Annotated in this window: 32 protein-coding genes and 3 pseudogenes; 4 read left to right on the forward strand and 31 right to left on the reverse strand. The window is 49.5% G+C overall.

Translation table 11 applies throughout. From position 1 onward, the window contains the following. Positions 1–122: 122 nt before the first annotated feature. The 27 genes and pseudogenes from MKQ70_RS25315 to MKQ70_RS25450 all read right to left on the reverse strand — a co-directional run bounded on the left by MKQ70_RS25315 (position 123) and on the right by MKQ70_RS25450 (position 17,468). Complete coding sequence (locus MKQ70_RS25315) at positions 123–1,784, reverse strand: S41 family peptidase (protein WP_248075214.1); 1,662 nt, start codon at positions 1,782–1,784, stop codon at positions 123–125. 30 nt (positions 1,785–1,814) lie between these two features. Beyond that, positions 1,815–2,048: a membrane protein insertion efficiency factor YidD gene (gene yidD / locus MKQ70_RS25320; RefSeq protein ID WP_248075216.1), complete on the reverse strand. Its 234-nt coding sequence runs from the start codon at positions 2,046–2,048 to the stop codon at positions 1,815–1,817. 33 nt (positions 2,049–2,081) lie between these two features. Continuing rightward, complete coding sequence (locus MKQ70_RS25325) at positions 2,082–2,483, reverse strand: ribonuclease P protein component (protein WP_308199536.1); 402 nt, start codon at positions 2,481–2,483, stop codon at positions 2,082–2,084. A 24-nt stretch (positions 2,484–2,507) separates the two neighbouring features. Next, on the reverse strand, positions 2,508–2,663 hold the full coding sequence (gene rpmH, locus MKQ70_RS25330) for a 50S ribosomal protein L34 (protein ID WP_012788729.1): 156 nt from the start codon (positions 2,661–2,663) through the stop codon (positions 2,508–2,510). A 186-nt stretch (positions 2,664–2,849) separates the two neighbouring features. Further along, the gene (locus MKQ70_RS25335) at positions 2,850–3,359 is read right to left on the reverse strand and encodes an OmpH/Skp family outer membrane protein (RefSeq protein WP_248075218.1); all 510 of its coding nucleotides are present in this window, start codon (positions 3,357–3,359) and stop codon (positions 2,850–2,852) included. A 27-nt stretch (positions 3,360–3,386) separates the two neighbouring features. Continuing rightward, positions 3,387–3,896 (reverse strand): OmpH/Skp family outer membrane protein, encoded by a 510-nt coding sequence (locus MKQ70_RS25340; protein WP_248075220.1) that lies wholly within the window; start codon positions 3,894–3,896, stop codon positions 3,387–3,389. 45 nt (positions 3,897–3,941) lie between these two features. Next, positions 3,942–4,457, reverse strand: a complete 516-nt coding sequence (locus MKQ70_RS25345; RefSeq protein WP_248075222.1) for an OmpH/Skp family outer membrane protein — start codon at positions 4,455–4,457, stop codon at positions 3,942–3,944. A 134-nt stretch (positions 4,458–4,591) separates the two neighbouring features. After that, complete coding sequence (locus MKQ70_RS25350) at positions 4,592–5,608, reverse strand: BamA/TamA family outer membrane protein (RefSeq protein WP_248081643.1); 1,017 nt, start codon at positions 5,606–5,608, stop codon at positions 4,592–4,594. Beyond that, on the reverse strand, positions 5,572–6,276 hold the full coding sequence (locus tag MKQ70_RS25355) for a POTRA domain-containing protein (RefSeq protein WP_248075224.1): 705 nt from the start codon (positions 6,274–6,276) through the stop codon (positions 5,572–5,574). The genes MKQ70_RS25350 and MKQ70_RS25355 overlap by 37 nt, the downstream gene beginning before the upstream one ends. Continuing rightward, positions 6,180–6,980 (reverse strand): POTRA domain-containing protein, encoded by an 801-nt coding sequence (locus MKQ70_RS25360; RefSeq protein ID WP_308199538.1) that lies wholly within the window; start codon positions 6,978–6,980, stop codon positions 6,180–6,182. The genes MKQ70_RS25355 and MKQ70_RS25360 overlap by 97 nt, the downstream gene beginning before the upstream one ends. A gap of 13 nt (positions 6,981–6,993) precedes the next feature. Next, positions 6,994–7,317 (reverse strand): hypothetical protein, encoded by a 324-nt coding sequence (locus tag MKQ70_RS25365; protein ID WP_248075226.1) that lies wholly within the window; start codon positions 7,315–7,317, stop codon positions 6,994–6,996. After that, positions 7,298–8,058: pseudogene (gene uppS / locus MKQ70_RS25375) on the reverse strand (undecaprenyl pyrophosphate synthase). Before uppS ends, MKQ70_RS25365 begins: the two are co-directional and overlap by 20 nt. A 174-nt stretch (positions 8,059–8,232) precedes the next feature. Further along, on the reverse strand, positions 8,233–9,102 hold the full coding sequence (locus MKQ70_RS25380) for a DUF6089 family protein (RefSeq protein ID WP_248075230.1): 870 nt from the start codon (positions 9,100–9,102) through the stop codon (positions 8,233–8,235). Positions 9,103–9,265: 163 nt separating this feature from the next. After that, positions 9,266–9,568, reverse strand: coding sequence for a diacylglycerol kinase catalytic domain-containing protein (locus tag MKQ70_RS25385; protein WP_248075233.1), 303 nt, complete (start codon positions 9,566–9,568; stop codon positions 9,266–9,268). Positions 9,569–9,602: 34 nt separating this feature from the next. Then, positions 9,603–9,944 carry an NAD(+)/NADH kinase gene (locus MKQ70_RS41505; protein ID WP_248075235.1) on the reverse strand — a complete coding sequence of 114 codons (342 nt, stop codon included), beginning with the start codon at positions 9,942–9,944 and terminating at the stop codon, positions 9,603–9,605. Positions 9,945–10,065: 121 nt separating this feature from the next. Beyond that, positions 10,066–10,482, reverse strand: a complete 417-nt coding sequence (locus tag MKQ70_RS25395; protein WP_248075237.1) for a hypothetical protein — start codon at positions 10,480–10,482, stop codon at positions 10,066–10,068. A 178-nt stretch (positions 10,483–10,660) separates the two neighbouring features. After that, positions 10,661–11,479 (reverse strand): POTRA domain-containing protein, encoded by an 819-nt coding sequence (locus MKQ70_RS25400; protein WP_248075239.1) that lies wholly within the window; start codon positions 11,477–11,479, stop codon positions 10,661–10,663. 4 nt (positions 11,480–11,483) lie between these two features. Beyond that, positions 11,484–11,828, reverse strand: a complete 345-nt coding sequence (locus MKQ70_RS25405; RefSeq protein WP_248075241.1) for a hypothetical protein — start codon at positions 11,826–11,828, stop codon at positions 11,484–11,486. Beyond that, positions 11,825–12,154: a CBS domain-containing protein gene (locus MKQ70_RS25410; protein WP_308199175.1), complete on the reverse strand. Its 330-nt coding sequence runs from the start codon at positions 12,152–12,154 to the stop codon at positions 11,825–11,827. The genes MKQ70_RS25405 and MKQ70_RS25410 overlap by 4 nt, the downstream gene beginning before the upstream one ends. A gap of 221 nt (positions 12,155–12,375) precedes the next feature. Further along, entirely contained in the window at positions 12,376–13,074 is a 699-nt protein-coding gene (locus MKQ70_RS25415; RefSeq protein WP_248075245.1) for an alpha/beta fold hydrolase, read from the reverse strand. A gap of 75 nt (positions 13,075–13,149) precedes the next feature. Next, positions 13,150–13,689 (reverse strand): CvpA family protein, encoded by a 540-nt coding sequence (locus tag MKQ70_RS25420; protein ID WP_248075247.1) that lies wholly within the window; start codon positions 13,687–13,689, stop codon positions 13,150–13,152. A 3-nt stretch (positions 13,690–13,692) separates the two neighbouring features. Beyond that, entirely contained in the window at positions 13,693–14,145 is a 453-nt protein-coding gene (locus MKQ70_RS25425) for a GatB/YqeY domain-containing protein (protein ID WP_248075249.1), read from the reverse strand. Positions 14,146–14,233: 88 nt separating this feature from the next. Beyond that, the gene (gene gldC / locus MKQ70_RS25430) at positions 14,234–14,563 is read right to left on the reverse strand and encodes a gliding motility protein GldC (RefSeq protein WP_248075251.1); all 330 of its coding nucleotides are present in this window, start codon (positions 14,561–14,563) and stop codon (positions 14,234–14,236) included. A gap of 33 nt (positions 14,564–14,596) precedes the next feature. After that, a complete protein-coding gene (locus MKQ70_RS25435; RefSeq protein WP_248075253.1) occupies positions 14,597–15,694 on the reverse strand; it encodes a glycosyltransferase in 1,098 nt (365 codons plus the stop codon). A gap of 193 nt (positions 15,695–15,887) precedes the next feature. Next, positions 15,888–16,118: a hypothetical protein gene (locus tag MKQ70_RS25440; RefSeq protein ID WP_248075254.1), complete on the reverse strand. Its 231-nt coding sequence runs from the start codon at positions 16,116–16,118 to the stop codon at positions 15,888–15,890. Between the two features lie 268 nt (positions 16,119–16,386). After that, positions 16,387–16,536: a hypothetical protein gene (locus MKQ70_RS25445; protein WP_248075255.1), complete on the reverse strand. Its 150-nt coding sequence runs from the start codon at positions 16,534–16,536 to the stop codon at positions 16,387–16,389. A gap of 83 nt (positions 16,537–16,619) precedes the next feature. Then, positions 16,620–17,468 carry an ABC transporter permease gene (locus MKQ70_RS25450; RefSeq protein WP_248075256.1) on the reverse strand — a complete coding sequence of 283 codons (849 nt, stop codon included), beginning with the start codon at positions 17,466–17,468 and terminating at the stop codon, positions 16,620–16,622. A gap of 904 nt (positions 17,469–18,372) precedes the next feature. Between MKQ70_RS25450 and MKQ70_RS25455 the strand changes: the two are divergent. Beyond that, positions 18,373–18,492, forward strand: a pseudogene (locus MKQ70_RS25455) (hypothetical protein); the annotation flags it as partial. 34 nt (positions 18,493–18,526) lie between these two features. Then, positions 18,527–18,976, forward strand: coding sequence for a terpene synthase family protein (locus MKQ70_RS25460; protein ID WP_372490034.1), 450 nt, complete (start codon positions 18,527–18,529; stop codon positions 18,974–18,976). A gap of 55 nt (positions 18,977–19,031) precedes the next feature. Here MKQ70_RS25460 and MKQ70_RS25465 read toward each other — a convergent pair whose 3' ends face one another. From MKQ70_RS25465 to MKQ70_RS25480, 4 genes are read right to left on the reverse strand one after another with little or no spacing between them, the layout of a single operon-like run. Continuing rightward, on the reverse strand, positions 19,032–19,511 hold the full coding sequence (locus MKQ70_RS25465) for a glycosyltransferase family protein (protein WP_248075259.1): 480 nt from the start codon (positions 19,509–19,511) through the stop codon (positions 19,032–19,034). Continuing rightward, on the reverse strand, positions 19,480–19,770 hold the full coding sequence (locus tag MKQ70_RS25470; RefSeq protein ID WP_248075260.1) for a glycosyltransferase family protein: 291 nt from the start codon (positions 19,768–19,770) through the stop codon (positions 19,480–19,482). Before MKQ70_RS25470 ends, MKQ70_RS25465 begins: the two co-directional genes overlap by 32 nt. 35 nt (positions 19,771–19,805) lie before the next feature. Further along, positions 19,806–20,174, reverse strand: a complete 369-nt coding sequence (locus MKQ70_RS25475; protein WP_248075261.1) for a glycosyltransferase — start codon at positions 20,172–20,174, stop codon at positions 19,806–19,808. Further along, positions 20,171–20,983 carry an alpha/beta hydrolase gene (locus tag MKQ70_RS25480; protein ID WP_248075263.1) on the reverse strand — a complete coding sequence of 271 codons (813 nt, stop codon included), beginning with the start codon at positions 20,981–20,983 and terminating at the stop codon, positions 20,171–20,173. Before MKQ70_RS25480 ends, MKQ70_RS25475 begins: the two co-directional genes overlap by 4 nt. A 207-nt stretch (positions 20,984–21,190) precedes the next feature. Between MKQ70_RS25480 and MKQ70_RS25485 the strand changes: the two are divergent. Together MKQ70_RS25485 and MKQ70_RS25490 are read left to right on the forward strand one after the other, a co-directional pair. Further along, positions 21,191–21,441: pseudogene (locus tag MKQ70_RS25485) on the forward strand (acyl-CoA dehydrogenase family protein); the annotation flags it as partial. Between the two features lie 60 nt (positions 21,442–21,501). Continuing rightward, positions 21,502–21,744 (forward strand): acyl-CoA dehydrogenase family protein, encoded by a 243-nt coding sequence (locus tag MKQ70_RS25490; protein WP_248081649.1) that lies wholly within the window; start codon positions 21,502–21,504, stop codon positions 21,742–21,744. Position 21,745: the final 1 nt, after the last annotated feature.

Raw genomic sequence — 21,745 nt, forward strand, 5'->3', positions numbered from 1 at the left:
CGTTCTGTAAATCATAATTTAATTACGTGCGGGAGGGGAGATAGCCCCTAAACGGAGCCGCCGGAGCGGCATAAAAAAAAGCCCCGCATCCTCAGATGCAGGGCTTCCATAAAGTGTATAATTTACTTCTTTGCCAACGTCAGCAACGCATGGTATTTCGCCGGCTGTTGCAGCAACGACACCGCTTCCAGCACATCGTTATCCCAGGCCAGGCCCGTTTCAATACGGCCTCTCTGGAGGTAATAGCGATTCATGATTTCCTCCTCCAGCAACTGGCGGATCTCGGTTTTATTCTTGAGCAGGTCCTGCTTTTTATCGTGTTTCATTTTCGCCTGCAGCGCATCAAACTCTTTGGATACGGCATCGTAGTATTTCTCTTTACGGGCCGTGTTGCTGAAGTTCTCTAATGCTTCTTCACTGCGGGTTTTATAGCTGTAGTCCTTGCCATCGAGGTAACGTACAAAATCGTCGAACTCGGCTTCGGTGAGCTTAAACTCACTGATGGCGGGCGTTTTTGGATGCGCATAATAGTACTGCGTCGCATAATCGAAGATGTACTGTTTACGGAGCAGCGTAATCGCTACCTGGCTAATGGTTTCAGCTTCTGTTTTGTCATCGGGTTCAATGCCACCACCGTCTTTCACCGGTCGACCAGCCACGGTGGCAAAGGCTTTACGGAGACTGTCCGGCACAAATTCCGCCTCACCGTCCTCGTTGCGATGCGAGTAATCAATCGCCTGGATACAACGTCCGCTGGGCGTATAATACTTCGCAGTGGTCACTTTCAGCTTAGCGTTGTAAGGCAGCGGGCGCGTGGTTTGCACCAGGCCTTTTCCGTAGGAACGCTGTCCTACCACTACGCCGCGGTCCAGGTCCTGCACGGCGCCGGCCACTATTTCGGAAGCCGAAGCGGAGGTGCGGCTGGTGAGTACTACCAGGGGCAGTTGTATGTCGGAAGGCGCCTGCGTGGTGCGGTATTCGCGGTCCCAGCTTTTTACCTTGCCTTTGGTGCTGACGATCAGTTTATTTTTATCGATGAAGATATTCGACACCGCTACGGCTTCCTCCAGCAGGCCGCCGGGATTGCCGCGCAGATCCAGGATCACGCCTTTCATCGTTGGGTTGTTCTGCTTTAATTTTTCGAAGGCTTCCTGTACGAGGTGACCGCTGTTCTCCGTGAACTGTGTCATCTTGATATAACCGATACCGGGTTTTACGATCCCGGAGAAGCTCACCGGGCGTACCGCAATTTCTTCCCGGTTAATTTTCACCGTTTTCTGCGTATTGGTCAGCGGATGACGTACGGTCATTTCCAGGGGTGTACCCGCCGCGCCTTTCAGGATGCGGCTGATGTTTTCCTGCTCCCAGCCTTTGACGCTTTTCCCGTCGAGGGAAAGGATCACGTCGCCGGCGTGGATGCCTGCGCGGTGCATCGGACTGCCCTCGTACACATCGGTAATGGCGGTAGAGTCGCCCCGGGTAAAGATGGAGATGCCTACGCCGCCGTATTTGCCGGTAGCCATGAACTTCAGGTCGTCCAGGTTTTCTTCGGAAACGAAATCGGTGTACGGGTCCGTTTCCTCCAACATGGCCTCTATGCCTCTTTGCATGAGTTTTTCGGCCGGCAGGTCATCTACGTAGTACGTATTCAGCTCGCGGTAGAAAGCCGCGAAAATATCGAGGTTTTTAGCGATCTGGAAGTATTTGTCGTTATCGGAGAAGGCGGTAATGCCGATACTCACGACCAGGAGGGTGATAGCGACGCGTTTATGGAGCTTCCTCATAGGTGTAATTTATGTATAACGATTTCAAAATCAAGGAACGGGATCGTAACCATGGCCGCCCCAGGGATTGCACGAGAGGATGCGGCGAATAGTAAGATAAGCTCCTTTAAAAATACCATATTTCCGGAATGCCTCCAGGCCGTACTGCGAACAGGTGGGCGTGTAGCGGCATTTGTTTGCCCCTAATAACGGGGAAATGCCCCATTGGTATATTTTGATGAGAAAAATAAACGGGTAACTCAGCAAAATCAGGAAACGCCTCATAGTCCGGATCATTAGTTGGTAAAGGCCGGGGAATTACTTTCCGTCGGCCGCAATTTCTTTCTGCAAGCGATTTAAAATTACCGAAAATTTATGGCGCAGGGTGGCCAGGTCGGCTATTTTTTTATCGGTATAGATGAAAAAGACGGCTACCTGTTTATCCCGGGCTTTAACGGCGTCGTACAGCGCCTGCTTTTGCATGCGGTAACATTCGCGGCTCAGGCGTTTAATGCGGTTACGGTCTACCGCATGGGGAAAATTGCGGCTGGACACGGTAAAGCCTGCCTGTACGGGGTACTTGTTTACAGGCAGCTGCGTGGGCATATAAATCACGCGGTATGGAAAAACAGAAAACGCTTTTCCGTTTCGAAAAAGCGTTTCAATCAGTTTCCTGCTCTTTAACCTTTCTTCCTTGTTAAAAGAATAAGTTCTTATGATACAGTGGTATTTATCTCAAATAGATTACTTCAGCTTGCGCTCGTCGGAAACTGTCAGTTTCTTTCTACCTTTAGCCCTGCGAGACGCCAATACTTTACGGCCGTTAGCAGTTTCCATTCTCTTTCTGAAACCGTGAACGCTCTTTCTGCGTCTATTATGCGGTTGAAAAGTACGTTTCATCTTAAATTTTTTGTTTTTTTCCTGTACTAATTAACCCATCCAACCGGACAGGATACTATCACCCCGTTTTAAAACGGAAGGCAAAGGTAGGAGAAATTATTCGAAATATCAATGCCCTTTGCCTTAAAAAATGAAAAAGGGAAACGAACCGGGGCCGTTTCCCTTTTTCCTCCGCCGGAGCGGTAATTATTTGATACCCAGTTTCGTTTTTACCAGTGCCAGGATGTCGTCGCCAGCGGGGGTAACGAGTAAAGTACCCTGGTAAGTGTCGATTACGTAGGTGTAACCTTTTTCTTTCGCAACGTCTTCGATCGCTTTTTTAGCTTTATCGATAACTGGTTTCATCAGCTGAGATTGTTTCATTTCGATCTGCTGAGAAGCGCTCTGCTGGAAAGCCTGTATGTTACGCTGCATGTCCTGCAGTTGTTTTTGCTTCATTTCGATCATGTTCGGGCTCATCGTAGGAGCTTTGGTGTCCAGCTCTTTTGCCTGCGTCTGCAGTTCGTCCTGCATCGATTTGAAGTCACGGTCCAGCGTGTCAGCATAAGCCTGGATTTTAGTCTGGGCTGTTTTAGCTTCCGGCATGGCTTCTACCAGCTGCTGGGAGTTGATGTGTGCTACTTTAGATTGAGCGCTTGCGTTGATGCTGAACAGACCTGCAACGGCTACAGCCAGGATCACTATATATTTCTTCATGGTATAAAGTTTTTTGGTATAGGTTGATTATTTAATTCCGAGTTTTGCTTTAACAGGCGCCATCAGGTCGTCTGCTGCCGGGTAAACCAGCAAAATGCCTTCTGAGTTATCGATTACATAACCGTAACCCTTTTCTTTCGCCACGTCGTCGATCGCTTTCCTGGCTTTATCAAGAACCGGTTTTAATAATTCCTGTTTTTTAGTGTTGATTTTCTGGTCTGCACCGGCATTGAATTCTCGGATTCTGGCCTGAGTAGACTGAATTTCTTTGATCTTCGCCTGTTTGGTGGCTTCGGTGAGTTTAGCCGCGGTTGAGTCGAAGGCAGACATCTGTTTGTTATACTCTTCCACCAGCGCGCGCTGTTCTTTGTCCAGCCCTGCTGCAAATTGCTCCAGCTGTTCCGATGCGCCCTTCGCCTCCGGCATCAGCTGCAGCAACTCCGACGCATTGATATGCGCGATTTTGCTTTGCGCCGACGCTTTTACGCTGACCATAGCGGAAAACGCAACCAGTGCAATAATTACGTACTTCTTCATGATGTTCACTTAGTTGTTGTTTTAGATAAAAATTGGTTTATAAGGTTACTTTTTTACGCCAAGGGTCTTCAATATATCCTCGCTTTTGTCCAGTTTCGGATCAGAGAAAATAACGGTTATCCCGGCCGATTTATCCAGTACGAAGTCGTACATCCCGGAAGCCGCCATCTTTTGTACGGCATTGTAAATCCTGTCCTGGATCGGTTTTACCAGTTCTTCTCTTTTCTTAAAGAGATCACCCTCGTAACCAAAACGTTTTTTCTGCAACTCCTTCGCGTCTTTTTCCCTTGCCACTATTTCATCTTCCCTTTTGCGTTTCAGCTCCTCTGTCAGCATCACCTGCTCGGCCTGGTAAGATTTGTACATCTTATCTACGTCCCGGAACTTCGCATCTATCTCTTTCTGCCACTGATCTGCAATGGCGTCCAGTTTTGTTTGCGCTTCCTTGTAATCGGGGATACTTTCAAGGATGTATTTCGTATCTATCACACAGTAACGCTGCGCTGTTGCGCCAATTACAGTGGTCAGCAATATGGCAGCTGTGATAAGTAGTTTTTTCATTTTACGTTATTTGAGGGTCGAAATTGCAAATACCATGCCCTAAGCTGTTCTCGCGCGCCTGTCGTCTGTCTGGCCGGGATTTGCAATATATAATAATTTGAAAAAATCAGCATTCCCTTTTTCGTCCATCTCTGTTATTCCGGTTCGAAGCCCAGCATGAAGGTAAATTTAGCTGCATCTTTCAAACCACCGCCCGGTTTCAACCTGTCAAGACCAATACCGTAATCGAAACCTAACAGGCCGAACATCGGCAGGTAGAAGCGTGCGCCCAAACCTACAGACCTGCGCAGGCGGAACGGGTTATAGTCTTTAAAGTCGCGGTAACCATTGGCTGCCTCCGGGAACGCCAGACCAAAGATCGTGGAGCTCGGGTTCAGGCTGAACGGATAACGTACTTCCATCACATATTTGTTGAAGATGGTAAAGCCCTGGTAACCTATCGGCTGACCGCTTTCCGGGTTCAGTTTCGGGTTGGAGGTGTAGTACAAAGGATAACCACGCTGCGAAATGATATCACGGTCATATACCGCGAAGTTACTCAAACCATCACCACCCAGTTCAAAACGTCCGAACGGCGAAAGTGTTGTGCGGTCGTTGTAGCTGCCGATGTAACCAAACTTGGTCGCTACTTTCAGTACCAGCGATTTGTTGTCGCTGCCAACCGGTTTGGTCAAAGGCACATACCATTCCGCGTTAAAGCGATATTTCTGGTACTCGATAAATTTAAACTGGTCCTGTACCGGTTCGGCCTTGTAATTCCTTTCCGGGTTGAACGTAGAGTACGGCGGTGTAAACTGACCATACAACATGAAGCTGGAACCACTGCGCGGGAAAATCTGCTGGTCAACCGAAGAACGCGCCAATGTCAGGCGGAAGCTAAGGTTGTTCGAAATACCGCTGTCGAAGCCAGAAATGTTAAAGTAGTTGAATTTGTTCAGTTTATAACGCTGGTAGTTGATGGAATACATCAGGGAGAAATAGTCATCCGGCCATTTCAGCTGTTTACCCAGCGAGATAGAACCGCCCATTACACGGAAGTAAGCACCCGCGTTGGTAACGGTCTGACCATAATACTCGGCGTACGCGTTCGGGTTCTGGTAAGTACTGTAGAAGCTTACAGAGAACGGGTTACGTTTTTGCCGCCCAGCCAGGGTTCTGTGAACGAGAAGTTATAGGAACGGTATGCTTTACCATTGGAGGAGATGCGAACAGACAGTTTCTGGCCGTCGCCGCTCGGTAAAGGATCCCAGGTTTCTTTTCTGAAGATGTTTTTAATAGAGAAGTTATTGAAGGTAACACCTGTGGTACCGGTCAAACCGATGTAACCACCCCATCCTGCAGACAGCTCCAACTGGTCGTTGGCTCTTTCTACTACGGTGTAATCAATATCCACTGTACCACGGCTTGCGTCCGGCACCGGCGTAATACCGATTTTCTCAGGATCGAAGAAGCCAAGGGTAGAGATCTCACGTTGAGAACGGATCAGGTTTGCGCGGCTGAAGTCGTCACCGGGGAAGGTGCGCAGCTCGCGGATCACCACGTGATCGTTCGTTTTTTCGTTACCTGCCAGGGTAATGGCGTTGATCGTCGCTTTCGGTCCTTCCACCATACGGATCTCGTAGTCGATGGTATCGCCGCGGATGCCGATTTCAACCGGGTCAATACGGAAGAACAGGTAACCGAAGTCCATGTAGTACCCGGTGATGTCGCCGCCTTCGGGGCTCATTTGTTTACCGAGGCGTTTTTCGAGCAGTTCCGGGTTATATACGTCGCCTTTTTTGATTGCGAGGATGCGTGCCAGAACGGAGTCGCTGTACACGGTATTACCTTTCCAGCCAATGTTACCGAAGTAGTATTTTTACCTTCTTCCACCTCAATATCGATGTTGAGGTTATTGCGGTAGGAAGGATAAGTAGTATCGCGTACGATCACCGCATCGCGGTAACCCTGGGCATTGTAGTACGCGATCAGCTTTTCTTTATCTTCAAAATATTTACCGTCGTTGAACTTCGAGTTGGCGAATACGTGAAAGCGGAAGTAAGGGTCCAGCGCCTCCGGGGTGCGGGTGGCAGAAAGGAAACCCATTTCTTTCCAGTAGTCGGATTTCTCTTTTACGCTGTCAACATATACTGTTTTATCATCGGGGTGCAGGGTGAGCCGGCTCATCTCCTTGGTACCCTTCATTTTCTTTTTCAGTTTATTGTCTGCCAGGTTGTAGTTACCCACGAAGTTGATGGAGTTCACCCGCACTTTACCACCTTTGCTCACGTAGAAGAGCACTTTTGCGCTGTTCTGCTGGCGGGGATCGTTTTGCTCCTCTACCCGGGTTACTACGTTACGGAAACCTTTGTCCGCATAGTAGTTATGTATCTGGGTAACGGCGTTCTGCTTGAGTGCTTCGGTTACCACGCTTCCTTTACGGAGGCCGATTTTGGTAACCAGTTCATCCTTTTCAGACTTTTTGATGCCGATGAACTCCCGGTACTCATACGGGGCTTTTCGGTCAGTTCTATTTCGAGCCAGATTTTATTGGCTTCTATTTTAGTAATGTAGATGGCAATGTTGGAGAAGAAGCGCTGCGACCAGAGGGTAGCAATTGTTTTCGAAAGTGATCACCCGGCAGGATCACTTTGTCGCCCACATTGAGGCCAGACAGCGAGATGAGCAGCTGTTTGTCCAGGAATTGCGTGCCGGAAATGGCGATGTCGGCTATTTCGTACTGTTGTGGATTGTCCAGGTCCAGTGGCACGGCTTCTGGTTGTTTGGTTGGGAGGGTGTCTTTCTGCTGGGCAGACACACTCATTCCTGCACTGCAACATAACACTATGGCCAGTAAGCTTTTAGGAAACAATTTCTTCATTCTGCTGTATTTGGTCGCTTGTTTTGCCAAAACGACGTTCTCTGGTTTGAAAATTTAAGATGGCTTCGTATAGGTTCTCTTTTCTAAAGTCCGGCCAGCGCGTATTGGTGAAATACAGCTCTGCGTAAGCCAACTGGTAAAGTAAGAAGTTACTGATACGGCATTCTCCACTTGTCCTTATCATTAATTCGGGGTCCGGGATTTTGCGGTGCACAGGTATTTTTCCCAGACCTCTGGTGTTACGTCCTCAGGTTGTAATTTGCCATCGCGGGTATCTTTCGCGATGTTGCGGGCCGCGCGTACAATTTCCCACCGGGAGCTGTAGCTAAGCGCCATTACCAGGTTTAACCCGGTATTGTTCTCTGTAATCGTCATGGCCTCCTCCATCTCCAGGCGTGCATTGCCAGGTAGCATTTCCATATCACCGATTACGTGCAACCGGATGTTATTTTTGGAAAGCGTGGCCACCTCCTTGCGGATAGTGCTGACGAGCAGTTCCATGATGCCATTCACTTCATAAGCCGGGCGGTCCCAGTTCTCGGTAGAAAAAGCATATAAGGTAAGATATCCTACCCCTAATTCTGCACAGGCTTCTACGATATTCCGCACACTTTCCACTCCCTCGTGATGCCCATACAACCGGTCCTGTCCGCGTTCTTTAGCCCATCGGCCGTTGCCGTCCATAATGACGGCGATGTGACGCGGCATACGCTGCAGGTCTAATTGATCCTTCAAACTCATGTATGTAGGCGTGTTAATACAGATTTACTAAAAGTGTGCAAAGATACAAAAATACCCTTATGGAGCTACCCGCCAAGAGAGGCAGGTTGTTTTAACGTAGTTTTAACGGAAAGCCGCTAAAACGTTAAAAAAACTTTATCTACATAATGCGCAAAGGCCCAGTGGATGGGCCTATCAGAATTTGCATTTATAGGAAGTGAAGAGGATGCCAAAAGTAATTTCAACCGAGGCAAAATGATCCCTGTCGCGGCTATTTCCACGCTGCCTGCCGGCTACCCCGATCGTTTGACCAACGGCCGAGGAACGGTCCTGTAAGATCGCCGCCATCGTCGGCTGCCCGTCGGGCCCCAGGGGGAAGTTATCCACGCCGATGTAAGTGGTGCTCACATCATCCAGGTAATCGGTGCCGGTGAAGCGGTACAATACTTCCACGCCCAGGTTCATGCGGCTGTTGATGCTGTATTTTACGCCGCCGCCGATCAGCCACGCATAGTTGATCAGGCTGTATGTTTTACGGTCCGGGTACGCTGCCAGTCCCCGGCCTTCGGTACGCATCGGTTCCAGGAAATACTTCTGCCCCTGGTACATGGCGTACGGGTTAAAGTGAAAAATCGACATACCGCCTGTAAAATAGGGGGTAAAGCGGTATTCCTCGCTCCCGGGTTCAAAACGGAAAAAGTTAAAGTCGCCCTGTAAAGCCAGTTCGTAGATGTCCGAATTAAAACTCAGGTTGCGGCTTTTCTGGAATTCGTTGGTATTGTACACGTCGGAGTAGCCCAGTTGCGAAAAGCGGAAGTGCGCCCTGGCGCCTACATAATCGTTGAAGTATTTGCGGTAGTAGATACCTACGGTCGGCTTAATGGCATTGAGTGCATACCGGGTGTTGAGGTCCCCGAAATAGTGGGCGCCGCCGGCTGTAAAGCCCAGCTCCCCGGTATATTGCAATTCTTTCTGCGCGCTGGCAGTTGCTCCCGTGAGGCACAAAAAAGCGATGCCCAGCCCAAAGGCCTTTAAACACTGCAAATAGTTGATTGGATGACGCATAAACAAGACTAAAAACGTAAAATACAGCTTTTTGGTATGGAACAAAGCGGCGTTTACTTCCCGCGGTTACGGGTATCGATACCCCAAAGCAATTTATTGCGCAGGGTATGCAGGAAGTTGGCCTCGTTCATCCGCAGCAGCTTCATGGGGAAAGCCTCCTTTTTCACGGCCAGTTGCACACGGTTATCGATAATCTCCATCCGTGAGTCCAGCGTGCAGATAAACTGGTCGCTCCGGCCTTCAATTTCAAAAGAAAGTACTGGTCGTCCGGAATAACGAGCGGACGAACATTCAGGTTGTGCGGGGCAACCGGGGTAATTACAAAGTTACTCGCCTCGGGAAACACAATAGGGCCGCCGCAACTGAGCGAGTAACCGGTAGAGCCGGTAGGCGTGGCCACAATAAGGCCATCTGCCCAATAGGTATTGAGAAACTCGCCGTTCAGGTAGGTATGCACCTTCACCATCGCGGACGTATCTTTTTATGGATCGTGAATTCGTTCAGGGCATAAGGCACGTCGCCGAACAGGGGCACACTGGCATCCGGTGAATGAGGCTACGTTCGTCCACCACGTAACTGCGCGCCACCAGGGCGCGTACCAGCTGGTGAATATCTTCGCGGCCGGTCGTGGCCAAAAAGCCGAGGCGGCCGAAGTTCACGCCCAGTACGGGAATATCTTTGTCGCGCACGAATGTAACGGTATCCAGCAGGGTACCGTCGCCACCCAGACTGATCAGACATTCCACTTTGGCGGTGAGGCCCGCGCCGTCGGAGAATGTTTCCACTTCCCGGCTCAGTTCCAGGCGTAGCCGTAATTCCTTGTAAAAAGGTTCATAGATCACGGGGTAATTTCCTGTCGCAGCAATTCATTGAGCAACAGCCTGATATCATCTATGTCATCTTCATTGAATCCCCTGCTGTAAATAGCGATCTGCATGCGCAAAAATTAGTTGACGTTAACGGTTACATGTCCAGCTTAGCGTGTAAAAATAGTCCTTTTTCGCCGAACTGGTTAACGCTGTATTCGAAGCGGATGGCGGTATCGTAAAACGACACGATTTCCAGTCCGGCGCCGCCGCTGTATAACATCCGGTTGTTAAGGAAGCCATCGCCCGGGAATTTGCTGTAGGTATAACCCGCATCGGCATACGCTTTCGCGAAAATGCGGACGGGCACCTGGCTGAACTTCCGCGGCACCACGGGCAGGCGGAAACTGGTGGCGAGCAGCTGCTGGCGTAACGTAGATTTAACGATCGCGAAGCTGGTACCATCCACTACATAGTATTCATATCCTCTTAAATAATCATCATTATAGCCCATTGCCTTTTGGGCTACATAGGGCTGTTCGGCACTGAACTTAGCCTGTGCCCGCAAACCCAATGCCCCGTAGGTTTTAGGCGCCAGCTGCCAGTATTTCGCTACCCGTAAACGGATGCGCAGGTTGTTGATATCGTCGAGCGGCGGAATGCCTGTTTTTTCCAGCTCCCCTGTATGGATATACCTTTCAGCGGAAACTGCCAGCTGTCGGCATCCCGGTAACTCACCCGGTACAGGAAGGTCAGGAAACGTGCACGGGTGCGGCCATCACCAGGTATTGCGGGTTGCGGATCGCAACAGAGTCGTCTACATTCTCGTCGTTATATGTGAGGTAAGCCTGGTGGCGGGTATTGATCGCTTTGCGATAGGTATAACTGATGCCGGCTGAAAAATTGCGGCGCAGGAAATCGTCGCGGCGGTAGAAGTGTTGTTTGTTATCGGCAGTGCTATCGTTTACCTCCCGGTTACGGCTATAGGAAAATACGAAACCGAGGCCGTGACGATATTTCTTATCAACATAAGGAAGTTCGTAAGCCAGCACCGCACGCTGGGTGTACCCTATCTGCAACTCGGCCTTCATTTCGTCGGCGCGGCCGGTAAGGTTATCCTGGAAAGCTTTTACACCGATGTTCACGCGGTCTATGCTACCCTTTTGCTCCACCAGCCACTGGTTAAAGTTGCGATCGGCGAGTTTAAAGATGGGGAACGCGAAGGTGTACCATCGTTCCCAGACCTCAAACTCGATGTCGGCCTCGTTTCCAACCCAGTTTTTAACATTGGAGGTTACGTTCAGGAACAGGGAGGTGTTGAGTAGTTGCTTGCGCCTGGCTTCGAGGGTGGCGGATAATTCTTTTAGTTTGATGGTGTCGCCTGGTACGGTACCGAGCTCGCGGAGGATGATGGAGTTGCGTGTTTTCTTATTCCCTGAAACGATGATGTGGCGTACTACGATGTAGCCTTCGTCACTCACCACCTGCAACGGTTGTGCCGTTTGCCCCCAAACCGGTGCGATCGCCAGTGTGAGCAGGCAGGGAATAAGCAATTGCAGGCGTCTGTACATCAGGTTACATGCTCAGGTAGGTCATGAGCAATTCGTAATTTTTCTTTACGAGGTCTTCTTCCAGTTCTTCACTGAACGTGTATTTGATCACGTAGTTAAAGCGTTCGAAGGTGGCTACGAGCCCCTGTAAATCCTGCCGGTTGGTTTTCAGGAGCACTTCCAGTTTACCGGTGGCGGGATTGGTGATGGTGTTTACGGAGAGCAGGGTCACGTCGTTGGACTCAGCGATACGCGCGATTTCAGCAAGACTGTAATCGCGCGGACCTACTTCCAGCACCACGAGGCCGCCGGGTTCCTTAACACCGTTATACATGGCCAGTACGGCCAGCAGATTATCTTTCGTGATCACGCCCGGTACTCGTTGTCGCGGTTTACAACAGGCAGGGCAGATAATTTGAAGTCGTGAAAAAGCTTGAGGGCTTCGTAAAAATGAGCGCCTTCCAGGATGGCGGGCTTAAACAGCTCGCCGGTGGCCTGTTGCAGCAACATGTCCGGGTCTTCCCAGTCAATAACATCATCTTCCTCCAATAACCCCACGTACTTGTTCTCCATGACCATTGGCAGTTGCGACAGATGATATTCATTCATCAGGCGCAAAGCCTTGGCTCCGGTATCCATCGGATGCAATACCGGTATTACAGATGATATGAGTTCCTGGGCCAGCATAATGTTCATTTGGATTGTACTGCAATAATAACAAAGAATATTCCAAACGCAGACACTACCAGGCAAAAATTACGGCAGATGGCAAGAAATGGCATAGCGGTAAAATTGTGCAGGCGCACAGCGAAGGGACATAGACCCCGCGGTAAAATAACGGTCAGGTCTCCGGGCTTATTGTTTGAGCTTAGCCAGGAAGGTTTCCATAATGGCGTTGAATTCCGCCGGTTGTTCCATCATGGGCGCGTGGCCGCATTTGTCAACAAAGTGCAGTTCTGAATTCGGGATGAGTTTTTGAATTCCTCGCCAACCATCGGTGGGGTGATGGTATCGTTTTGTCCCCAGATCAGGCAGGTAGGCACCGTAATATCCATCAACTCATCGCCAAGATTGTGACGGATGGCGGATTTGGCCAGTGCGATGATCTTGATCACTTTCAGGCGGTTGTTCACGATATCGAACACCTCGTCTACCAGTTCTTTGGTGGCTATGTTCGGATCGTAGAAGGTCAGTTCGGTTTTCTTTTTGATATATTCATAATCACCTCTCTTCGGATATGTTTCGCCCATGCCGTTTTCGAAAAGGCCGGAGCTGCCGGTGAGGATGAGTGATTTTACGTTTTCCTGGTGTTTCAGGATATAAACCAGCGCAATGTGTCCACCCAGGGAGTTACCCAGCAGGTGAATATTTTGATAGTTCCGGGTTTCGATAAATTTATGCACATACTTGGCCAGCCCGCCTACAGAAGTATCGAGAATATTGAGGTCCCATAACGGCAGCAAAGGCACTACCACTTTGTGAGTTTTCCTGAAATGTTCTACCAGGTCCATGAAATTACTCAATGCGCCAAATAGCCCGTGCAGTAATATCAGTGGTTCCCCTTCTCCTTCCTCCACGAATTTAAACTTACCCTCTGTTTTGATTTCGTAATGCATCGCCTAAGCTTAAAAGTCAATTTTGCGCTAAAATAATTCTTTTTCTTAATTCAAATAATCTTTGAAGCGAGCAATCTACGTATTTGATTGGGTTGCTGCCTGTTCAAAGAAGTTTTCCAGGTCGCTGAAAATGTCCCGGAAGAAAGGCAATACCTTTCCTATATGCTCTACCACCCACGGCCCAATCTTTTCTATATAGGGGTACACCGCCGATTGTAGCTTTATTTCGGGGCTCAGCCAGTATAACTGGTTGGCTATCCACAGCATTACGCTGTAAATTATAATAAATATCGTACTGTAAAGTAATATCCCTCCAAGTTTATTGACCCAACCCAGCAAAGCCAGTTCCACCATCTTTTCGAGCAGGTTGGCGCCCAGCCTTATGAGCAGCACCACGCCGAGAAAAAGTATCAGGAACGACAGTACCGGCAGCCAGCGACCGTGAAAGTTCGCATGTTCCTGCAGGTAAACGGAGAGCGTTGAAGACAATTTCAGCGCCGCCGCCAGTCCTATCATGCAGGCCACGAACGAAAACACGGCTACAATCAGCCCCCTGGTAAAGCCCCTGTATATGGCAAATACCAAGATAATAGCGAAGATGATGTCTATCGCCATCGCCTATTTCGCTAATAATTCTTTTACCAGCCCGGAAATCATTTTACCGTCGGCTTTACCCGCCAGCTGTTTGGTGGCCACGCCCATTACCTTACCCATATCGCCGGGACCGGCAGCACCTACCTGTGCGATAATACCTGTTAGTATTTCGCGAACTTCGGCTTCGTCCAGCTGCTTGGGCAGGAAGCGTTCAATCACCTGCAATTCTTCTTCTTCCTTTACAGCGAGGTCCTCACGGTTTTGCTGACGGAAAATATCGAGGGAGTCTTTTCTTTGTTTGGCAAGTTTCTGCAGGATCTTCTGCTCATCCGCTTCGGAGATTTCACCATTGGCCCCTTCGGCGGTTTTAGCCACCAGGATGGCGGCTTTGATGGCGCGGAGGCTGCGCAGGTCTACTTCATTCCTGGCCAGCATCGCCGTTTTGATGGCGTCGTTTATAGTTTGTTCTAACGGCATAATCGTTGTTTTAAGCTACGCTTGGTTAACCTGGTTGTTGAAAGTTACGTAAGATGCAATATTTTTCGTTATTGCTTCGCCTGTTCCTTCAGTTTTTCTTCGAACTTTTTGTTGAAGTCTGGGCAAACTTACGCAGGTCGTTGCTCATGTCGTGGTAAGGCGTAGCACGCTGGAAAGTGTCGGCCATGGTCATCAGCGTCTGGAAAAAGAAATCAGCCATCTCGTCGACCATCATCTGTTTTGTCCACAGGTCGATGCGCATCGCTGTTTTTTCATCGCCGTCCCAAAAAGCGAGCATCATTGCTTTGGCCTTTCTCATACGCTCGGCGGAACTGTCCGTTGCGTCCCACTCGATCGACTCGGGCACTTTCTGGTCATCCAACCCTACATTTATCTGAATAGTAGATACTTTACTCATCTGGTGTTTAAATTTTGAACGGCAAAAATAGTGTTAATTGTTGATCGCCGGCGCTTCCTCCGACATCAGTCGCCAAACCGAGGACGCAAACTGCTGCCAGCCCACGTTGGGATCTGGGGCCGGAATCTTTGCCAGCAGCCTGTTCCGCAACATTTCATCTTTATAAATCGCTCCCATCTTTTCTGCCAGTTCGTCGATGTTTCCTGGTTCCGCATACAGCGCTGCCTCTCCACCGGCATCTTCACCGGTGCCGCCGCTCAGGGCTACTACCGGCACCTGCGCCGCCTGGGCCGCGAGCACGGGAAAGGCTACACCTTCGAGCGTGGCTACGTGCACCAGCGCATACGAAGAGGCGATCAGCCGTGCCAAACGATGTGCGGTAGCGTCTTTCACCCATATTACGTCATCGCGGAAGCGGTAGCTAGCCAACGAATCGGCCAGGGAGGCGCCTTCGCGCGTAGCACGACCGGCGATCACCAGTTTTAAATTACTGTGCAGGCGACCTTTCAACTTGGAAAAGGCCTTTAAAAGGGGCAGGATATTGTTATCGGGATGAAAAGCGCCCACCACGGCAAAGTACTCCACCCCGTTGGTGAGTTCGCGTTTAAACTCCTCGCGCTCGTCCCACTCTACCGGTCGAATGGCCGTCAGCGGCCCCGGGGCCATCACCTGCACCCGGTCTTCCATGGCCGGGAAAATATCCAGCACCTGGCGTTTCATCCAACTGGAAAGCACGATCACACCGCGGTAATTGCCCATGTATTTCTGCGCATCCTTGCTCAGCAGCGGGTTACGTTTGTGCGCCAGCATCAGCCAGGCCGGTACGCCGGCTTTCGTAGGCAACACATCGTCGATTACCAGCACCCGGTCCGCCTCGTATTTTTTCACCAGCGAGGGCCATGTATAGTTTCGCCACCACCATTGCCCCACGGCGCCGGAACCGGCTACTTTCTCCACCACGGTAGCATTGGCCGGTAAAGGCAGCTTTTTATTATAGGGCCGGTCCACCACCAGGAAAAACCGGTCGTCCGCATGCTGGCCGCAAAGCGCGTACAGGAAATCCCAGTACACATGCCCGGTATCGGCCGGACTATCAGTCAACAGGCCGGAAGCCTGAATAATTATACGCATAATGGTTGCAAACCTACTGAAAAATGCAGGAAGATGGGACAGGCTTCGCCCTGCTTATCAACCGCCGTCGGTCAATTACTGCCGCGGTTTATTCCTCTCAACTGCACAGGAAGAAGATTAATATACTATTAAAACAAAAATCCCCCGTCAGAAGGCGGAGGGATTTCGAGTATACAGTTTAATTTGGCAAGTATTAATTTTTGTTGAACACCGTAAAAGTGATCTCCTTTTTGTTCGTGGGTTTAGACACGGACGTTACGATCACGGTTACGGTCACTTCGTTCTGGCTGGGCAGGCTGGTTACCGCCGCATCCGTTGTAGCGGCAGAACTTACGGACGCATTAGCCTGTGGCACTACCGTGTTGCTGAACTTCACGGTGGCCGTTACACCAATGCTCACCCCTTTCGGCGGCATTTTGCTCATTACTTTTACCTGGAATGGGAAGTTGGTACCCTGCGCCGGGTTTACGGTGGGGGCAATACCGCGTTCACCAATTCTACCTTCAGATCTTCTTCAGCAGGTTCCGCAGTGCCGCCACTTCCTTTTTACCTTTTTTACAGGCGGTAAAAGCAAGGGCAAACACACATAACAGGGCAATGAGGTAAGGCTTAACTCGCATATGTTCAGTTGGAATAATAGTTTAAAATTAAAATAATTATTAATAAATCAAAATTAAAATTACGGGGCAAAGCTAGGCTAATTTCCCTTTAACATCCATCGCGTCGCGTAGGCCATTGCCTAACAGGTTGAAGGCCAGCACCAGTATCATGATGGCTACCCCGGGAGCGAGCGCCAACAAAGGGTTATGGGTAATAATGAAGTTATAGTTCTCTTTGATCATCAGTCCCCAGGATGGCTGTGGCGGCTGTACGCCCCCCCCCCAGGAAGCTAAGACCCGCTTCCACTACGATGGCCGTGGCAAAATTACTGGCAGCCACTACCATCACGGGCCCCGAGGATGTTAGGTAAAATATGTTTCAGGATCGTGCGCAAATGGCTGTATCCCAAAGCCCTTGTGGCTTCGACGAACTGCAGCTCCCGTAATCCCAGCACCTGTCCGCGGATGATACGCGCCACGCTCACCCACATGGTTAAGCCTACGGCGATAAATACCTGCCAGAAACCCTTGCCCAGGGCCAGGGTGATGGCGAATACGAGCAGGAGTGTCGGTACCGACCAGATCACGTTGATGAGCCACATAATCAACTCATCTACCCATCCCCTGAAATAACCGGCCACAGCGCCCAGGAAAATACCGATGGATAGTGATATAACCACTGCAATACAGCCTACGCTGAGACTTACGCGGATGCCGACCAGCAGGCGGCTGAGAATGTCGCGGCCAAACTTGTCGGTACCCAGCCAGTACGTGCGCTCCACGATCCGCGGGTCGGCGGTCATATGCCGTTCTTCCGCCGTGGTCGCTTCATCCACGTATTTTTGGATGATCACCGTATCGCCCTGCACGGTATAGGATCGTAAGGGAATAAAAGTGTATTGTGACGCCTGTCCGTACAACATCCGGTTAAAAAAACCCGCCCGCTCCACGGTCTGCGGTTTACTTACCGCCAGCATCTTTATCCGGAACCCCGGCTTTTGACCGCTCACCTCCAGCACCATTTCATTCGCATAAGGCGAGTGGTCGGGCGCCATGAAATAGGCAAAAATACCGGTTAGTATGGCCAGCCCGATGACAATCAGGCCGCCCATAGCGCCCTTGTTGCGCTTTAACCGGCGCCAGGCCTGTTGCGAAAAAGAGGAAGAATCGGACATAGTTTGCAAGTTTAACTAATGCCCGTCAGAATTTATAATTTTTAACTGCGGCGAACTTTCGTGTGATAAAGCAGGCGCATCTGCCCGGGCGTCGAAACATTTGACAGAAGATTAACAAATAACGGCAGCGGCTATACGGCGGTGCCACGGTAAAGCGTCTTCGATATGCCACTGCAAACTCTTTGCAGTGGCTGTTCTGCCAAACTGCATCATTGGGGCGGCACACAAAAATTGTATGTGTTATTCTCATTAAATGATCTAAATTGATTATTGCACAAACACTGCTAAAACAACTTAGAGAACGAATAAAGACACCGCTATTTACCCTATACAAAAAAGACATCACAAAGACACAGCATGATTTGCAAACAGTAACCAGGAAAGAAGACTTAAGACACAGCTTTACCATTTAGTACATCTTAACAAAGACACACAATGACTCGCTTTTTATAAACTAAAAAGGGACAGTGACCTTTTTGTGCAATTCTTATTCGTTAACCATTAATTATTAATGCTATGCCAGTAATTCAATTACCGCAGATTTACTGCCCGTTTCCCAGTGCCATTAACCGTTTTGCCGATGAAGCCGACAACCACGATACACAGTGGGTGCAACAGTTCGGCCTCGTGCAAACAGAGAAGGCAAAAGAACGTTTCAGAAGGGCCAAATTCGCAGCCCTTTCATCGAGAGCATTTCCCTCCGCAGGCCGCAAAGAATTGTTTATTGCGGCAGAATTCAACACCTGGCTTTTTTGCTGGATGACAAAAACGATGAGTCCATGTTCGGGAAAATGGATTTCCTGGAGATGATCTACTCCGCCGTGATGGCCATTCTCGACAATCGCATGGTGATTGCTCCCAAAAAGTAACCGCGCTCACAGAAAGTTTCGCGGATTTATGGTCAAGGATGAAAAAGATCAGCACGCCCGCCTGGCAACGCCGCTTCGTGCAAAGCATGCAGGATTACCGGATGCCTGCATCTGGGAAGCCGGCAACCGCATCAGGCAGGAAAGTCCATCTGTAAAGGATTATATCGAAAAAGGCCGTACACCGGCGCCTTGTTTGCCGACTTAGAGTTAATCGAAATTGTAGAAAAAATTTATTTGCCCGAGCGGGTATACCAGCACGAAACCGTGAAACAGCTATCGCTGGCCTGTAACAACGTGGTATGCTGGGCTAACGACATCTTTTCTTTCGACAAGGAAAGACGTCATGGTGATGTACACAATCTCGTGCTGGTGCTGAAAGAAGAACGTGATCTTTCACTCGCCGAAGCGCTGGACGAAACCGCGCGGATGCACGATGCGGAAGTAGAGCGTTTCATCAAACTCTCCAACAACCTTCCTTATTTTTCAGAGATCATTAACAGTGAACTGGAAAGATATGTGGCGATCCTGCGCGCATGGATGCGCGCCAATATGGACTGGAGCTTTTCGGATACGGCCCGTTACCAGGTGAACGTAACCGAATCCGCAACAGGCAAATGGACGTTCTCTGAAAAGATCTAACCCCAAAACAAAGCCGGTGGCTGCGGCGCACAAAACGTAGCTGCCGGCTGATTTTTTATTTTACGGTACGTCCTTTCCATTTGTAAGAACCGAATTTACCCAGCCATCCCGCGGCAATGACGTAAAGAATATGAAACGGTTGCCCCGGTATAAACGATGGCAACAAAGAAGTCTTGTGAAAGAATTTGGCGACCGGACCGAGGAACAACATCTCCACTGCAATTTTATATACCATCAGCCACAATAACCAATACCACAGCTGCGGTTGAAATATCGCCGTTATCGCCAGTACCACCAACCCCAGGTTCCAGAAATACACCAGCGCCAGCACGCGCGTGATGCGTTTATCTTCATATTTATCAGCCTTGGATGACCAACGAATACGCTGGTTCATGAAGGAAGAAAAATCGTTTACCGGTAACGTACGCACGATCGCTTCTTCACTTTTGATATACAACACACCATCAGGGTAAGCGTGATAAATTTTGTACATCAGCAACATGTCATCGCCCGATGCGATCATGTCGATGCCCATAAATCCACCTACTTCGAAGAATGCCTGCTTCTCGTACGCGAGGTTGGCCCCGTTGCATCGTGCCGCTTTTCAGATAGGCCATGGCACCGGTAATGCCCTGCATGGTCATGAAGTCGAGTGACTGACAGTGCTTGAAAAAATTATCTTCTTTATAAAAGCTCACCGGTGCTGCAATAAACTTGGGGTGAGATGTTTCGTAACAGCGTACAAATGTTTCGATCCATTTTTCGCCCATCACACAATCGGCGTCGGTGGTCATGATCAGATCGCCCCCGGCCTGTTCTATGGCCAGTTCTATCGCTTTTTCTTATAGGAATTAAAGCGCTGTTCTTTATTCAGGTGATCGGACAGGCGCAGCAATTTTACATTGGGAGATGGAAATTGCAATACTACATCAGCTGTACCATCTTCCGAAAAATCATCTATTACAATTACTTCAAAAAGATGGGAAGGATACGTTTGCCGTTTAAGCGCTTCGAGTAACGGCGGCAGATTATCGGCTTCGTCGCGTGCCGGTATAATAACGGAAACCCGCGTGGTTCCCGGGGTGGGATGATCCGATGGTGTGAAGATGGCGAGGCGTCGCCAGCCATACAAATAAGTAATCATCAACATCCCGTACAGCACAGCCAGGGCCAGTAATGTTATTAAAAGCGCGTTCATCTTTCGGTCTGAATATTATTTTTTATAATGGCGCCCAGCGTTTCGGATAGTAACTGGTGTCCTTTGTTTAATACAACAATATGGCAGGGAAAACTACCGTCCGCAAAGCCGTAGCCCAGCGAAGGCGGTATTACACGATCATACTTCCCGAACAGCATCAATGTTTGAATATGATATTTCGCCATCAGTGTTTTGCATTTCTTTTTCTGCGGCATCATACGCCGCATAGCGGTCCATACCATGTACACAAGTTCCCGTTTCTGCAGCTGGTCCATGCTGTGAAAGGCAAATTTATACACGCTCTGGTTGATCAACCTTAGTTTATTGGTAAGGGTCAGCAGCCGGAAGAAGAAGGCAGGGTGATACGTGGTATGTTTAAAGATCCGGTTTCCCCAGCGCGTTTGCGTAACGAACAGGTGCCAGGGATTGTTTTTCAGTCCATCGGGCGCAATCAGTACCAGTTTGTTGATGCGATCCGCCATTTTCTCTACAATGCACAGCGCCAGTCTTCCTCCCATACTATAACCCAGCAGGGAGAATTTTTGTTTGCCGCGATCGTGTAATATTTTGATGACAAGTTTTTCCAGGTCGTCTTTGTCCATATCGCGCTGCTCGCGCCAGGTGGTTTCGCCATGGAACGGCATATTAATGGCCAGGATCGTAAAATCTTTGCCCAGCTCCTGCTCCAGCACCGCAAAATGTGTGGCGCTTTCCCCGAAACCATGCAGGCATATCAACAATTCCCCGCCGCTTCCGTAAGATTCGGTGTGAAATTTACTGTGTTCGTATGGCAGGAAAGATGAAGACATTGTTAAAATGAGTTCGCAATTTTAAACAACTTTTGTCATTTGGTACAATCTAAGTAAATTAGAAGAAGACAAAAATCATGTAAGATGGATACCGCGGTTACCAGCAAAGCAGCTTTAAAAGGCGCTGAATTTCTCGTTAAGGAAAGCATTCCACAAGACGTTTTTATCCCGGAAGATTTTTCAGAAGAACAACAGATGATTAAGGAAATGGCGGAACAGTTTGTCGCTAAGGAGGTTACGCCTGTGCTGGACCGCCTGGACAAACTGGAAGAAGGTTTAATGCCTTCACTGTTGGACAAAGCGGGTGAGCAGGGTTTACTGGGCGCGGCATTCCCCGAGGAACTGGGCGGCCTGGGTAAAGATTTTGTCACCGCTACGCTCATTAACGAAGCGCTGGGCGCGGGTCACTCTTTTCTGTAGCCATGGCGGCACACACCGGCATTGGTTCATTACCCATCCTGTACTTCGGCAATGAGGCCCAAAAACAAAAATACATTCCCAAACTGGCCAGCGGCGAAATGAAAGGCGCCTACGCCCTCACCGAACCCAACTCCGGATCCGACGCACTCAGCGCCAAAACCACCGCGAAGCTGTCGGCCGACGGGAAGTTTTATATCCTGAACGGACAAAAATGCTGGATCACCAATTCGGGTTTTGCAGATGTGTTTACCGTTTTTGCTAAGATAGACGGGGAGAAGTTTACCGGTTTTATCGTGGACAAAGACACCCCCGGCTTTACCCCTGGGCGCGGAAGAACATAAG

The sequence above is a fragment of the Chitinophaga sedimenti genome, from assembly GCF_023156195.1.
In the GTDB taxonomy this organism is placed as follows: Bacteria; Bacteroidota; Bacteroidia; order Chitinophagales; family Chitinophagaceae; genus Chitinophaga; species Chitinophaga sedimenti.